This is a genomic window from Candidatus Omnitrophota bacterium (genome assembly GCA_028715415.1).
Taxonomy (GTDB): Bacteria; Omnitrophota; Gorgyraeia; order Gygaellales; family Profunditerraquicolaceae; genus JAQURX01.
On the sequence record JAQURX010000005.1, the window covers coordinates 113,552 to 129,443 of the forward strand.

14 protein-coding genes are annotated in these 15,892 nt (G+C 38.6%); all 14 read right to left on the minus strand.

What is annotated here, in order from left to right:
* Nucleotides 1-15 precede the first annotated feature (15 nt).
* Nucleotides 16-381, minus strand: coding sequence for a phosphomannose isomerase type II C-terminal cupin domain (locus PHO70_03415; GenBank protein ID MDD5432018.1), 366 nt, complete (start codon nucleotides 379-381; stop codon nucleotides 16-18).
* Nucleotides 382-487: 106 nt separating this feature from the next.
* Nucleotides 488-754 carry a hypothetical protein gene (locus PHO70_03420; protein MDD5432019.1) on the minus strand — a complete coding sequence of 89 codons (267 nt, stop codon included), beginning with the start codon at nucleotides 752-754 and terminating at the stop codon, nucleotides 488-490.
* Between the two features lie 95 nt (nucleotides 755-849).
* Nucleotides 850-2,439, minus strand: a complete 1,590-nt coding sequence (locus tag PHO70_03425) for a polysaccharide biosynthesis tyrosine autokinase (GenBank protein MDD5432020.1) — start codon at nucleotides 2,437-2,439, stop codon at nucleotides 850-852.
* A gap of 23 nt (nucleotides 2,440-2,462) precedes the next feature.
* On the minus strand, nucleotides 2,463-3,311 hold the full coding sequence (locus PHO70_03430; GenBank protein MDD5432021.1) for a polysaccharide export protein: 849 nt from the start codon (nucleotides 3,309-3,311) through the stop codon (nucleotides 2,463-2,465).
* A gap of 22 nt (nucleotides 3,312-3,333) precedes the next feature.
* Nucleotides 3,334-4,740 carry a sugar transferase gene (locus tag PHO70_03435; protein MDD5432022.1) on the minus strand — a complete coding sequence of 469 codons (1,407 nt, stop codon included), beginning with the start codon at nucleotides 4,738-4,740 and terminating at the stop codon, nucleotides 3,334-3,336.
* A gap of 1 nt (nucleotide 4,741) precedes the next feature.
* Nucleotides 4,742-5,884 carry an outer membrane beta-barrel protein gene (locus PHO70_03440; protein ID MDD5432023.1) on the minus strand — a complete coding sequence of 381 codons (1,143 nt, stop codon included), beginning with the start codon at nucleotides 5,882-5,884 and terminating at the stop codon, nucleotides 4,742-4,744.
* A 127-nt stretch (nucleotides 5,885-6,011) separates the two neighbouring features.
* Complete coding sequence (locus PHO70_03445) at nucleotides 6,012-6,506, minus strand: YajQ family cyclic di-GMP-binding protein (protein MDD5432024.1); 495 nt, start codon at nucleotides 6,504-6,506, stop codon at nucleotides 6,012-6,014.
* A 216-nt stretch (nucleotides 6,507-6,722) separates the two neighbouring features.
* Entirely contained in the window at nucleotides 6,723-7,580 is an 858-nt protein-coding gene (locus PHO70_03450; GenBank protein ID MDD5432025.1) for a hypothetical protein, read from the minus strand.
* 3 nt (nucleotides 7,581-7,583) lie between these two features.
* Nucleotides 7,584-8,321, minus strand: a complete 738-nt coding sequence (locus tag PHO70_03455) for a type III pantothenate kinase (GenBank protein MDD5432026.1) — start codon at nucleotides 8,319-8,321, stop codon at nucleotides 7,584-7,586.
* 1 nt (nucleotide 8,322) lies between these two features.
* On the minus strand, nucleotides 8,323-10,296 hold the full coding sequence (gene uvrB / locus PHO70_03460) for an excinuclease ABC subunit UvrB (protein ID MDD5432027.1): 1,974 nt from the start codon (nucleotides 10,294-10,296) through the stop codon (nucleotides 8,323-8,325).
* Nucleotides 10,297-11,181 carry a carboxylating nicotinate-nucleotide diphosphorylase gene (nadC, locus tag PHO70_03465; GenBank protein ID MDD5432028.1) on the minus strand — a complete coding sequence of 295 codons (885 nt, stop codon included), beginning with the start codon at nucleotides 11,179-11,181 and terminating at the stop codon, nucleotides 10,297-10,299.
* Nucleotides 11,168-13,837: a valine--tRNA ligase gene (locus PHO70_03470; GenBank protein MDD5432029.1), complete on the minus strand. Its 2,670-nt coding sequence runs from the start codon at nucleotides 13,835-13,837 to the stop codon at nucleotides 11,168-11,170. Before PHO70_03470 ends, nadC begins: the two co-directional genes overlap by 14 nt.
* On the minus strand, nucleotides 13,827-15,398 hold the full coding sequence (gene cimA / locus PHO70_03475) for a citramalate synthase (GenBank protein MDD5432030.1): 1,572 nt from the start codon (nucleotides 15,396-15,398) through the stop codon (nucleotides 13,827-13,829). The genes PHO70_03470 and cimA overlap by 11 nt, the downstream gene beginning before the upstream one ends.
* Nucleotides 15,399-15,417: 19 nt before the next feature.
* Nucleotides 15,418-15,892 (minus strand): ACT domain-containing protein (locus PHO70_03480; protein ID MDD5432031.1); only part of this gene is annotated, 475 nt, incomplete at its 5' end.

Consider the following 15,892-nt stretch of genomic DNA (forward strand, 5'->3'; position numbering starts at 1 on the left):
TTACAGAAATAACAGTCACCTTTTATAATCATCCTCTAAGCGCTCAATATCATCTTCACCGAAATAATCGCCGGTTTGGATTTCAATAAATATTAAATCTGTGGAACCGATATTTTTAATACGATGCTCGCAATTACGGGGGATATCAATATATTGCCCGACTGAAAGCTTATGTACTACACCATTTATTTCAACTTGCGCTTCTCCATGATGAATGAACCAATGCTCTTCGCGCTTTTTATGCCTCTGAAGGCTAAGGCGGCAGCCCTTAGAAACAGTGATTTCCTTAACCTTGTGGTCTTCGCCGTTTAAAAGAACCTTATAATTGCCCCAAGGCCTCTCACCAATAGAAACTAAATATTCTCTTTGATATTCTTCCATAATTTATATATTCTGGATTCCCGCTTTCGCGGGAATGACATTATTAATAGATTCCCGCTTTCGCGGGAATGACAGCCGCTGCGGGAATGACAATAGAATAAAGACTTTACCGCGGAGGTTGAGCGGGCCTTGCAGCATTTCCCTGCTGAACTGGCTGACGCATATTTCTTCCCGATGGCTGATGCGAAAGTATCATAAACATAATGAATAAAGTAAAAATTATGCATAACGCGCTCAAAGAAACCATCGCTAAACCGATAATTTTGCCAATCTTTTGCAGTTGATTGCCGGGTTTATTAGCAAGATATAGAACTATGTAACCTAAGCCTAAGACAACTAACGAAAATAGTAACTGCGTAATGGTAAAGCCCATACAGCCTCCTTTATTAATAGATTCCCGCTTTCGCGGGAATGACACCGCTGCGGGAATGACACACTTACTGAATCCCTGCTTTCGCAGGGATGACATTATATCCGCTGATAGATTTTTTCAGGGATTGGGAATGTGCGATTATTAAGAATAACTCCCAATATATTAGCTTTCTTCTGCTCTAAAGGCACAATAGCAGCCTTAACAACCTGCCTTCTGGTCTTATTTTCATTAACCACAAGCACTGTTCCGTCAACATACGCAGAAAGCACAGCTGCATCTTTAAAGCTGATTAAATCCGAGCAGTCAATCAAAACTATCTCATACTTTTCTTTTACGTGTTTAATTAAATCCTGCATTGCCACAGAATCAAAGAATGTAATTGGATTAAGCTCTGTTTCGCCAGCGCTTAAAACATGAAATTTTGCGTTTAAAGCATGCACTGCTTTTTCAAACGTAACCTTCCCTTCAATTACATCAGTTAAGCCCGGGCCTTTTAGCGTTTTAGCCTTAACCCCAACTGAAGTAGTATTTCTCAAATTAGCGTCAATAATTAAAACTTTATGCCCTGCAGAATTAGACAAATACATCCCCATGTTATGGGCAATTGTTGATACGCCCTCTAACCGCAATGCCGAGGTTAAAAGAAGCGACTTAAAATTTCTATCTCTCATTATCAGATATATCTGCTCGGAGAGATTATTATAAGCACGCGCAAGCATTGCCTCTCTTTTTGTATTAACAATTGAAGATTTATGCTTTTTCAATCTTCTCGGGATAAACCCTAAGAATGGCAGGTTTAAATATCTCTCTACTTCAACAGCTGATTTAAAAGTCTGGTCCAGATATTCACAGGTAAACGCAAGCATGACTCCTAAGAAAACACTCATCACAAAAGCTAAAAGCAAAGTAGTGCTTTTTGGAAGCCCAACCGGCCTTAAAGGAACAGTTGCCTGCTCAATAATCTTTACTGATGCCGGGCCAATTGCTTCTACGTCTGGAAGCGGCTTTCCATCTAAATTCTTAATCATTCTTTCAATATTATCCTTAAGCTGGATAACTGACTGGTGCTTTTCGCCGTATTTAAGCTGCTGCTCAGCCATTTGCTGTTCAAGGTCAAAGATGACATATGAACGGCTGACAACGTTAGCAATGATTGCAGCTCCAACAGGGCTAAAATCCCTTGCGCTTAAGATAAACAGATTCGTGTCTCTTATCGGCTCAACATCTACATGCTGTTTTAAATCTTCAACAGCAATCCTATATAAAAAAGCCCTTCGCTGGTCTTCAGGCAAGTGCTTAAGTTTAGCGTTAAAGGCTTTTGCACTTAAAATAACATACGGCTTCTTTATCAAAGAACAAAAGTTCTTCTCATAATCTAATGGCCGCTGATACAGCCCGATTGCTTTAACCACGCGTTCCATTACCGGATTTGATTTCATAATTTCGCTTTGAGTAATTGTAATAGGTGTGTTACGGTCAAGCAGTAATTCCCGATAATAAGTAGCTTCCACCTGTTTTTCCGCAGACACTAACATCTTTACCTGAGACTGATATACAGGTGTTTTAAATATAAGCCCTACGATAACAGTCGCCGTTACTGTAATAATGGCTGTCAAAACCACCACAATATGGCGGAATATTATACGCAGGTAATCCCGCAGTGTTGTTTCGCTATAATTTTCCATTACATTCTCCTTTTAAATTTTAATTAAAATATGCCTTCTGAAACGACAATAATATCCCCCGGCTGGATAACAGGATCGGCCTTGGGGTTTCCTGACATTGCAGCACTAATATTTATTTTAACAGCGTCGTATCCGCTGCCATCTTTTTTCTGGCGCAAAATCTTAACTCGGCTGGATGAGCCGTATTTTGTAAACCCGCCTGCGAAAGATATAGCTTTAATAACAGTTGTGCTTTCATCTGCCAAATATGGGCCCGGACGGTTAACTTCTCCGTAAACAAAAAACTTTCTGCTGCGGGATTCTCTTAATGCAACAGAAACAATCGGGTATTTCATATATCCATCAGCAAGCCTCTTTTGAACTAAATCCTGAACCTGCGCTAAAGTTAAACCTTTAACTATAACATTACCGATATAAGGAAAATTAATTGAGCCATCGGAAGCAACGGTTACTGTATTTAACATCTGGTCAGGGGAAATTATAGATATATCAAGGACATCATCAACACCAGTAACATATTCAGTTGAAGCTGCTTCTTGCGGTTTTACAGCCTCAGCTACTGCAACAGGCGCTGCAGGCGCTTTAACCTCGCCTAAAGATTGCTCCGGCATGGTTAGAGCTTTTATTTTAGCTGGTGCCTCAAGAGTTGTTATTTGCGCAGGAGGAACCTGGCTGGTGATAGCTTGAGCAACCACAGGCTCCTTAGCCTTGGCTTCCTCGCGGACAATTACAGGCTCCTTAAGATTCTTTATTTTTTCTGCTACTGCATCCTTGGCAGGGGCTGTCCTGTCAGTTGGCGCTTGCGCGTTAATAGCTTTTGAAAAAACTAAAATCGTCAATAAAACCATAGTTAATACTAAGAACTTTCTCATCACATCCTCCTATTTTTAAAGGCTATTTAGCGCCTACGCCAAACACAACTACCGGCATTGTTTTAAAGAATATCTTAAGGTCAAGCCACAGCGACCAGTTATCTATATATTCCAAATCAAGTTTTACCCATCTATCAAATTCATTAATATTGTTTCTCCCGCTTGCCTGCCACAAACAAGTTAAACCCGGGCGCATGCTAAGCCTTCGCCTCTGCCACGTCTGGTATTCTTTAACCTCTTTGGGAAGCGGCGGACGCGGCCCAATCAAGCTCATATCGCCCTTAAATACATTCCAAAGCTGGGGAAATTCATCCAAACTAAATTTCCTTAAAAACTTTCCAATCGGAGTAACCCTCGGGTCATTTTTCATTTTAAAAACAGGGCCTTGCATTTCATTATGGATGCTTAACTCTTCCAATCTTTGCTCAGCATCCTTATACATTGTCCTGAATTTATATAGCGTAAACGTCCTGCCATTGATGCCGCATCTTTTCTGGTTAAAAAATACAGGGCCTTTTGAAGACAGCTTTATAATTATAGAAATTACTAATAAAAACGGGAATAGGACTATAATACCTACACCGGAAACTACAATATCAAAAATCCTCTTTATCAAAAGGTGCCAGACTTTATCAGGAGTTGATTCAAAAGTAAGCATTGGAAAGCCCTGAAGCTCTGTTTGTTTTGCTTTTGATAATTTAAGCTCAAAGTAATCAACAGCCACGCTTACTTTTAACCCCAGGTTCTCGCAATAAAGCATTATCTCTTCAATTTCATCCAACCAAGACCTCGGAGTGATAAAGACTACTTCATCAACTACATGCTTTTTTAATATCTCAGGGATATTCTCAAAAGAACCGATAATTTTACAACCAGAAACTTCCTGCCCGATTTTTTCTTTGTCTTTATCAATTAAGCCCAAAATTATTAAGCCCCATTCATCACGCTCTTTAACCAAATCAATAAAATGCTGAGCGCGTTTACCTGTCCCCACAACCAGCATATTCCTTGTGTTAAAACCTTTTTTTCTAATTGATCTAAAAAACAACACTAACAGAATCTTCTCCGCGCTAACAAGGATTGTGGAGAATATTACAATTGAAAGGATAAAAATCCTGCTTATATGGGGAATTTTAAAAACATACGTTATTCCAGCAAATATTAAAAAACCAACGATAGTAGCTTTATAAACGTTAGAAACGACCTCATAGATTGACTTGGTGCGGATTGATTTATACACACCGAATTTATACAATAACCAGCTTAAAACTAAAGTTATAATGGGAAGAAGCCAAAGAAGATCATCAATCTTCCCTTTATAGATGGCTTGCCCTCTAACAAGATAAGCAATAAAGAAAGCCGCGATAATTAAAAAATAATCGCAGATAATAATTAAATAAGTTAGAACTTTGTTGTGTTCCTTAAGCATCCTAAAATTCCATCCTCAAACCACAAGTAACAGCAGTTCTGATATATTCTCTTGTTGGAACATTTGAACTTGTATCTGAATAGGTATAATTTAGAGTGGCTTTTAAATTTTTAGTTAAGTCGTAAGTTAAGCCTGCAGCAGCACCCACCATTTTATCCGTTGTTTTGGTTGACTCATATTTTCCATTGCCATAAAAAGCAGTAATTGCTGTTCCGAGCCTGCGGGTAAGCTGGCGGCTAAAATTAAGCGAACATCTCCAGGAATCAAGAATCTCCTTCGTATATGAATTAGTGTCGTAAAGCTTGGTAAAAGTAAAGGTGTTTGTGGTTGCTTCATCTATTTCATTCGTCAAAGACAGGAAAATATTCGCTCTTGTGTACTTTGTCCCATCGTAACCCTTAATAAAATCAATCCCCGGCCTTAAATCAGCGTAAAGCTGCCTTGTAAAATACTGCCTTAACGCAGGCGCAATTGTATTCTTGCTGGACTTTGGCCCATTTTTAAACTTTCTTTGAGAATAATCATAGTTCATGTAAACAATTGAAGAAGAATTAATGGCATAGTTAAGCCCCAGCCCACCTGAATTAAGATATGAATCAGAGATTGAATCCGTAGAATAGGTATACATATTATTTGAATACCTGACGTCTAAGTTAAGCTGCTTTGAAATATCGCGAAGATAATCAAAATTAATAGCGTTATTATAAAAACTATACCTTCCATCAAGCCTGCCGAATTCGTCTTCAAAACTGCGCGGCTCAAATGAATGATAAAAACTATCGGCTAAAGTTATCCTTTCATTTTTAGAAAGCTCCAAGAGGTAATTACCCCTTGCTCTTTCTGAAGTATTATCAAAATTATGGTTTTTTACATAAAACTGGTGGGTTACATCTGCGCCTAATGATAAGCTTTGGATTCTTCCTTCATAAGTCAAATCTCCGCCTGCAGTAACATTGGTGATATTATCATTGATTTTATTGATTGACTCATAGGTTATGTTGTCATCATAAGTCTGGCCAACATTAAAGCGGAATTTCTTATCAATTTTGGCAAAACAAACTTCTGAAAAACTCATAAATATTATGACAAAAAGACAAAACCGGGTAACCCTTAAAGCGACAGATTCAAAGTAAGCCTTTTTCAAGATTCCATCCTTTTTTTAAGAAACAAAAACCCTTGACTATTATAGAGTTAAGTAAGTTTAGAAATTGGATTAAGAAGTTAAAGTATAACATTTCCAGGCGAAATGTCAACCTTTTTGTGCTAAATCTTTACCTATAATTGCAGAAGCTCAGTGGCAGGGAGAACTCAATACTTCTTAGATGATTGATTACTGCCTGCAAATCATCCTTTTTTGGAGAAGAAACGCGGATTTTCTCTCCTTCAATCTGGGTTTGGACCTTGATTTTTGACTCTTTTATGATGCCTACAAGCTGCTTTGCCTTATCTTGGGCAATTCCCATGGTAATTTCAGCAGACTGCCGGATAGTCCCTTCAAAAGCCTTCTCAGGATCACTAAAAACCAAAGATTTAAGCGACACTCCTCTTTTTGCAAGGCGGGTTGCCAGGATATCCTTGAGCGCCCGGAGCTTGAAGTCGTCGTCGGCAACAAGGATAATCTTATTCTCGGCCTTATCAAAATTAATGCTGGACTTTGAATCTTTAAAGTCATAACGCTGAGAAAGCTCTTTTATAGCTTGATTAACCGCATTGTCAACTTCCTGAAGATTGACTTCTGAAACTATATCAAATGAAAAATTTGCCATTTAATACTCCTTTTATATTTGTCATTCCCGCCCCTGCTTCCGCAGGGGTAAACTGCAGCGGGAATCTACGCTATTTAGTGGATCCCTGCTTTCGCAGGGATGACAATCACATGTCATTCCCACATTATTTGTCATTCCCGCCCCTGCTTCCGCAGGGGTAAACTGCAGCGGGAATCTACGCTATTTAGTGGATCCCTGCTTTCGCAGGGATGACATCTATTGCGAAGCAATAAACTTCTTCGGCCTTCTTTTGCTGGTAAACAGCCCCCAATGAGGCTCAACTGAGGTATCATTCTTCCAAAACTGATCAAATGCCTCAAAATATACAAATGTTACATTCATATCTTCCATAGCCTTAAAGAATTCATTTTGTTTTGCCTCAGAAGCCTTATGGTCTCCCTGCGTAGGGAATCCGACTTCTTTAAAAATTACAACCCTGTCAGATTGGCAATGTTTATTAAGCCGGTTAAAATATTTCTCTATCCAAGCTACAGCTTTCTTTGGTTCTTTTACATTGCTTAAAAAAGGATGGCAATTCGGGAAAACCCAGTCCCCTAAATTATAAACTTGATCATTGGAATAATCGGTTAAGTGTTCTGTTGTTGTCACGGGTTTTTCGGTTAATTCTTTAATCTCCGCAATTGAATTATTTAAAGTTTCTAAATCATATCTAAAATTCAACCCTTCATTTCCCACGCAATAACCATCAACATAATCTCTTGCCAAAACCGCGCTCATTATCTCTTCTCTTTCGTCAATATCCCAAATACCCATTATAACGCCTTCAAAACCGGCTTCTTTTGCCAAGCGTGGAATTTGAGCCAAAATTCCGTCGGAACCATAAGTAACAATCCCGCGGAATCCATATTTGTACAAAACATTAAGGTCAGCAATGATTGATTCTTCTGAAGGAAAACTATTCCTGTTAGGGTCAAAATTAGTAGGGGTATAAGCGACCCACTTTAAATTGTTAATTTTATCTTTAAACTCCTCAGGTATCCCAGAAAAAGCTAAACCAAAAGAATAAAACAAAACTAACAAGAATAATAAAAAAACTTTATTATATTTTTTCATTAATTAGATATGGAGGCGGCGATAAATTAGATATAGGCCCTTAAGGGTTAGATCTGGATCAATTTTATCAATTTTCTTGCAATATCTGGAAATTAGTTTGATATTCCCACCGGTTGCGATAACTTTTGCATTCCTCCCAATTTTAGCTTTTATTCTTTGCGAAAGATCATCGGTTAATGAGGCCATGCCGAATATCAAACCGCTTAAAACACTTGTTTTTGTTTCCTTGCCGATAAATTCAGTTGGAGCTTCTAATTTAATCTCCGGCAATAACGCCGTCTTTTCAGCCAAGGCTTCCAAAGAAATCCTTAATCCCGGCAAAATCATGCCGCCAAGATATTCCTTATTCTTTGAAATCACATCAAAAGTTATTGCTGTGCCAAAATCAATCGCAATTAAAGGCGCTCCATACAGGCTTGACGCGGCGAATGCATTTACCAAACGGTCCTGCCCTACCTGCTTTGGCTTGCGGTAGAGATTCTTAATCGGTACTTTTATACTCTTTCCGACGACAAAAGGATTGTGCCCAAGGATTTTTAAAATCCCCGATTCCAGCATCTTCTCTGCTTTAGGGACAACGCTGCAGATAATTGCATCATTGAATTCAATATCCAATAAATGCTTTTTTAATAAACCAAAATCGTATCTTTTGGTAGGGATAACAAATTTATTTACGATCTTTGAATTCTGAAAAATCGCAAAGTTAATATTTGTATTTCCGATATCTGCGGTTAATAGCATGTTATTTCTTTAACACTCCCATTAGTTCTTTAACCTTATCTCTTAATTCTGCTGCTTTTTCAAATTGCAAATTTCTTGCTGCTAATTCCATTTCATATTCCAAATCAGCAATGTACCTGCGCAATTCATATTCGTCTTTCTTCTCACCTGTTAATTCTGCTACGTATTCTTCTGCCTCAATCAACCCTTCAATCCCTTCTTTAATTGCTTTCTGGATTGAGCGAGGAGTTATATTATTTTTTTTGTTAAATTCTAACTGAATCTTTCTACGGCGCAAACTTTCCGAGATTGCCCGTTTCATTGAGCCAGTAATTGTATCAGCGTACATTATCACTGTCCCATTAATATTTCTTGCAGCTCTGCCGGATACCTGGATAAGGCTTGTCTCTGAACGTAAAAAACCTTCCTTATCAGCGTCGAGAATTGCAACCAGGGAAACTTCCGGAAGGTCAAGCCCTTCTCTTAACAAATTAATCCCGACTAAACAATCAAAATCTTTTTGCCTGAGTTCCTTTAAAATCTTTGTCCGGGTTAGCGTATCAATATCCGAATGTAAGTATTTTACTAACAAACCCTTCTCTTGTAAATAGGTAGTTAAATCTTCCGCCATTCTTTTGGTTAAAGTTGTAACTAAAACCCTTTCGTTCTTCTTAGCCCTGATTTTCACTTCATTAACCAAATCATCAACCTGATTCTCTAAAGGCCTGACAATTATCTCAGGATCGATTAAACCCGTAGGCCGTATTATCTGTTCAATAATTTTTCCTTCACTTTTTTTAATTTCATAATCGTTAGGAGTAGCTGATACGTAAATTGTCCGCTTAATCAAAGAATTGAATTCATCAAATTTTAAAGGACGGTTATCAAGGCAAGATGGCAGCCTAAACCCATACTCAACCAAAGTCTGTTTACGCGCCTTATCCCCTTCATACATTGCCCCTATCTGCGGAACTGTAACATGCGACTCGTCGATAACCGTAAGAAAATCTCCCTGAAAATAATCAATCAAAGTATAAGGCCTGCTTCCCGAGGGCCGCCCCGAAAGGATACGCGAATAGTTTTCTATGCCGTGGCAGTATCCAATTTCCTTTAACATCTCCATATCGTATTTTGTGCGCGATTCCAGGCGCTGCGCTTCTAATAATTTGTTCCTGCTGCGCAGATTCTGAAGCTGTTCTTGAAGCTCAGCCTCAATTGCTTTAATCGCAGAATCAACCCTATCCCCTGAAACAATAAAATGTTTTGCCGGGTAAATTGCAATTTTTTCAAGCTTTACCAAAATCTCTCCGGAGACAGGGTTAATCTCTGAAATCTTTTCAACCCTATCGCCATTTAATTCAATCCTAAGCGCCTTTTCCTGATAAGATGGAAACACTTCAACTACATCCCCTCTTACTCTAATTCTTCCGCGGATAAACTCATAATCATTTCTTTCGTATTGAATCTGGACTAATTTTAAGATTAGCTCATCGCGGGAAACTGTTTGCCCCTTTTCGACAAAAACAAGCATATCCTTGTAATCTTCCGGGCTTCCTAAATTATATATACAAGAAACCGAAGCAACTATAATGACGTCACTACGGGACATTAAAGATGTAGTCGCAGATAAACGCAGGCGGTCAAGCCTATCGTTAATTGCCGAGTCTTTTTCGATATAAGTATCCGTTGAAGGGATATATGCTTCTGGCTGGTAGTAATCGTAGTAGCTTACGAAATACTCAACCGCGTTTTCCGGGAAAAATTCTTTAAATTCAGAATATAGTTGTGCGGCTAAAGTTTTGTTGTGAGAAATTACTAATGTAGGAAGGTTGGCTTTTGCAATTACATTGGCAAGGGTAAACGTCTTTCCGGAACCGGTTACACCCAGTAAAGTTTGCCCAGCCCTGCCGGAAGAAATAGATTCGGTTAATTCTTTGATTGCCTTTGGCTGGTCGCCGCAAGGCTTATAACTTGAAACAAGCTTAAAACCAGACAATTATTCTACCTCTAAACTCATATCAATTGATTTAACAGAATGAGTTAAATCACCGACAGAGATAATGTCTACTCCGGTTGCGGCAATATCTTTTACAGTATCCAGATTAACCCCTCCGGAAGCCTCCAGCTTGGTAGGTGGATGATGGCTCTTAAACTCTGTATTGTTCCTAATCTTAACTGCTTCTTTAATATCGCTAAGAGACATATTATCCAACATTATTACGTCAGGTTTAAAATAAATTGCGTGTTTAAATTCATCCAGATTCTGGACCTCTACTTCAATTTTAAACCCTTTTGGCACGCTGGGCAGTTTAGTATAGCCTTCGGTAACTTTTAAATGGTTGTCTTTAATTAAAATCATTTCATCAAGCCCCATCCTATGGCTATATCCGCCTCCAATCCTGACCGCATATTTCTGCAATTCTCTTAAACCGGGGATAGTTTTGCGCGTATCGGTAATCTTTGTTTTATATGGCTCAATCTTCTCTACATATTCTTTTGTCTTAGTAGCAACTGCAGAAAGAAGCGACAAGAAATTAAGCGCGACTCGCTCTGCCGTTAGGATGCTCGCAGCATTCCCTGAAATTTCAGCGATAACCTTGCCTTTTTTTAACGGCTTTCCTTCTTTCGCCAAAGCTTTAAACTCAATATTCTTATCGCTTGCCTTAAAAGCCCTCTCTGCAAGCAAAAGCCCGCAAACAATACAATCTTCTTTAAGTAAAATCTTGGCTTTAATCTCTTTATCTTTAGGGATGGTAAGAAGCGTGGTGATATCTCCATGGCCGATATCTTCAATTAAAGCATGCTTAAGGATTGAATCAATCTTCTCAACACTCAAAATAGGCAAAGCTTCCTGCAAAAAAGTTTTCTTATTTGAGTCCATCTCTGACTCCTTTTAGTTTTTTGAGCGCGTCGTTAAGCTCAATTAATTTTGCCTTTTCTTTTTCAACGATATCAGCAGGCGCCCTTTTGACAAAATCACTGTTTGAAAGCATTTTTTCTTTTGACTGGATATCCGCTAAGGCCTTTTGAATCTTCTGCTCAATTTTTTGCCGGTGCTTATCTATGTCAACAATACCTGCTAAAGGAATAACAATGTGCATTCCCTTAACAACGCTGGTAAATTCTCCGCTTGAATGAACATAATGTTCATCAAGAGTTAATTCGTTTACCTTTGCCAAATTCTTTATATATCCGGCTAAAGGCTCTAATTGCAATTTATTTGCTTTGGTTCCTGAGAAAATCTTAACCGCAATTAAATCCTGCAATGGAATTTCTAATTCCGAACGCATATTCCTGATGGCGTTTACCGCTTCAAAGAATAATTCCATTTTAGCTTCAGATTTCTTATCAATAATATTTTCCTGAATATGCGGCCATGGAGAAACCATAATACTGACATCCACTGATTCAGGTGAAGTGTGATTTTTAAGCATCTGCCAGACTTCTTCGGTAACAAACGGCATAAATGGATGCAATGCGCGCAAGAATTTCTCTAAAATTTTAAACATTACCACCTGATTATGAGCGCTTTTTATCTCGGGCTTGATTAATTCAAGGTACCAATCACAGAATTCATGCCAGAAGAATGAATACAAAGCATTTGCCGCTTCATTAAATTTAAAATTTTCTAAATCTTTGTTTACTTCCTTTAACGTTGAGTAAAAACGGCTTAAAATCCAGCGATTAACTAAATCAAGCTCTTCTTCTTTAAAATAGACGCATAAATCATGCTTTGAAGCGGAAGAGTCAAGATTCATCAAGATAAAGCGCGAAGCATTCCAGATTTTATTGGCAAAGTTTCTTCCCTGCTCAAACCTTTCTTTTGACAAAAATACGTCTTGGCCCTGGGCGGTGGTTGAAATTAAGCTAAAACGCAGCGCATCTGTGCCATATTCATTGATAATATCAAGCGGGTCAATAATATTGCCCAGTGACTTTGACATCTTTTTTCCTTCAATGTCGCGCACAGTGCCGTGGATATAGACATCGCTAAATGGCTTATCGCCCATAAACTCAAAACCCGACATAATCATACGCGCAACCCAGAAGAAAATTATTTCAGGTGCGGTAACTAACGCTGAGGTCGGATAGAAATATTTTAACTCATCCTGCTGCTCTTTAGAAGCTTGCGGCCAATAAAATGTTGCAAATGGCCATAACCAACTCGAAAACCAAGTGTCTAACACATCTTCGTCCTGAATTATATTAGTTGAGCCGCATTTTGTGCACTTATCAGGATGCAGCTTAGAAACCATTATTTCATTACAATCTTTGCAATAATACACTGGAATCCTGTGCCCCCACCAAATCTGGCGTGAAATACACCAATCCTGAATATTCTCCATCCAATTTAGATAAACTTTTGTCCAACGCTTTGGATGAAATTTAATTTTGTTCTTTTTGACTGCTTCAATTGCCGGCTTTGCCAAAGGCGCCATTTTAACAAACCACTGTTTTGACAAATATGGCTCAATTATGGTATGGCAGCGATAACAATGGCCTGCTGATAATGCATGCGGCTCCACTTTTTCTAATAATTGTTTTTCTTTCAAATCTTCCAATATTACTTCACGCGCTTCAAATCTATCCATATCCTTGTATTCTCCGGCAAGTTCATTCATGCGGCCATCCGGATACATGACATTGATAAATTCAAGGTTGTGTTTTTTTCCAAAAGCATAATCATTTGGGTCATGCGCAGGAGTCACCTTTACAGCGCCAGTTCCAAATTTCATATCAACCAAATTATCCGCAATGATTTTTATTTCACGGTTGACTAAAGGCAAGATCAAAGTTTTACCGACGAGATTCTTATAACGCTTATCCTTAGGATTAACTGCAACTGCAGTATCCCCAAGCATAGTTTCCGGACGGGTTGTTGCGACAGTAATAAATTGCTTAGGATTTTCTTTTAAAGGGTATTTTAAATAATAAAGATTTCCTTGAAGGTCATGATGAGGAGCTTCTTCATCAGATAATGCTGTCTGGCAGCGCGGGCACCAGTTAATAATACGATTTCCCTGATAGATAAGCCCTTTATCATACAGATGCACAAAAGCCTCTTTAACTGCCTCTGAATAGGCTTCATCCATGGTAAAACGCGTTCTCGACCAGTCACAAGAAGAGCCTAATTTCTTAAGCTGGCGGATTATTGTAGAGCCATACTGCTCTTTCCAAGTCCACACCCGCTCAATAAATTTATCCCGTCCTAAATCCTGGCGTTTTAACCCTTCTTTCGCAATGGATTTTTCAACAACGTTTTGCGTTGCAATACCGGCATGATCAATCCCCGGCATCCACAAGGACTCATCGCCATTCATACGGTGAAACCTGATTAGAATATCTTGTATTGTATTATTTAAAGCATGCCCCATATGTAAAATTCCGGTTACATTGGGCGGAGGGATAACTATGCTAAATGGTTTTTTCTTAAGATCGGGCTTTGCCGAGAAATAATTCTTTTCTTCCCAGATTTTATACCATTTATCCTCAACATCTTTAGGATTGTAACGGCTTGGTATGTCATTAATGTTCATGATTATCTTTCAAAAGCTTATATTCAACTGAATCAACCAGCGCCAACCAGGTGGCTTCAATAATATTTTCCGAGACTCCGATTGTATTCCATGACTCTTCCTCGTCCTGCGACTGGATAAGAACTCGAACTTTTGCCGCAGTTCCGGCTTTTCCTTCCAAAACACGCACTTTAAAATCAGCAAGGTGCATTTTTGATAGCGCTGGATAGAAATCCTTTAAAGCTTTTCTTAAAGCATTATCAAGGGCGTTTACTGGGCCATCGCCTTCTGCAGCTGTGTGTTCTTTGGCGCCTTTGACTTTAACCTTCATAATCGCTTCTGAAGTAATCTTCTTGTCGGATTCCTTTTCCACAACAACCCTGAATCCTTCTAATTCAAAGAATTTAGTATATTTCTTAAGCGCTCTTTTAATCAAAAGTTCAAAAGACGCTTCTGCTGCTTCAAAATGATAACCCTGATATTCCAAATCCTGAAGAAGTTTTAAAATTTTTTTGGTTTTGGGATCCTCTTTACTTAAATCAAGCTCCATTGCTTTGGCGCGCAGGAAAATCCCTGTCTTTCCGCCTAACTCTGAAACAAGCATTCTCCGATGATTTCCCACTAAACTTGGCTCAATGTGTTCGTAGGTTTTTGGATTCTTCATTACCGCATTGATATGCATTCCGCCTTTATGCGCGAAAGCCGATTCTCCCACATAAGGCTGGTCATTACGCACAACCATATTGCTTACTTCGCTGATAAAATGCGAAACATGCTCAAGTTCTTTTAACTTATCATCAGAAATACAATCAACTCCTAATTTTAATTTTAAATTGGCGATAATCGGTATCAAATCCGCATTGCCGCATCTTTCCCCGTAGCCATTAATAGTGCCTTGAACAACATTTGCTCCGGCCTGAACTGCAGCAATAGAATTTGCAATAGCAATTCCCGCGTCATTGTGGCAATGAATACCGATATCAACATTAATCTCTTTCTTTACTTCGGATATAACCTTAATTATTTCAGAGGTAAGCGAGCCTCCATTGGTATCGCAAAGGCAAACAGTTTTTACTCCTGCAGAAATCGCAGCCTGAAGGCATTTAATTGAATAATCTTTATTTGCTTTAAAAGCATCAAAGAAATGTTCTGCATCGTATAACACAACAAGCCCAGAATCAGTAAAAAACTTTACTGTGTCCTTAATCATGCCAAGATTTTCTTCAAGAGAGATCTTTAGAACATCTTTAATATGCAAATCCCAGGTTTTCCCTACGACTGTGACGAATTTAGCTTTTGATTTAACAATTGATTTTAAATTACTGTCATCGCGCGCTTTTATATTCGGCCTGCAGGTCATAGTAAATGCTACAAGTTTGGCATTATTGAGGGGCTTTTTAGCCATATCAAGAAAAAATTCCATGTCTTTTGGGTTAGCTCCCGGCCATCCGCCTTCAACAAAATGAACACCAAGCTTATCAAGCTCAAAAGCAATCTGTATCTTATCCTTAACAGAATAAGAAATCCCTTCTGCTTGCGAACCATCCCTTAAAGTAGTATCAAAAATTTTTACTTTATGCATCATTACCTCGCTAATGAAATTATTTTGCTAAGCCAAATTCTTCGTGCAAAGCGCGCACAGCTGTTTCAGCGAATTTCTTTTTAATAATACAAGATATGCTGATATCAGAAGTAGAAATCATCTCAATATTGGCTTTGTCTTTTGCTAAGGTATCAAACATTGCAGCTGCTACTCCGGAATGAGATTTCATTCCAACTCCCACAATGGAGATCCTTGCAATATCTTCATCCTGCAAAACATCCCCTGCCCCGATCTCAGAAGCAAGCCTTTTTGCAATCTTAAGAGTTTTAGCGCTATCAGCTTTATTTATAGTAAAAGAAATGTCTGTCTGGCGAAGGTGGCTTACATTCTGGACGATCATATCAACACTAACTCCATTGTCAGCTAGTTCTTTATATATTTTTGCAGCAGCCCCGGGTTTATCGGGAACATCACAGATAGTAATCTTTGCTTCAGTTTTATTTAATGTTACAGCAGAAACCAAAACATCTTCC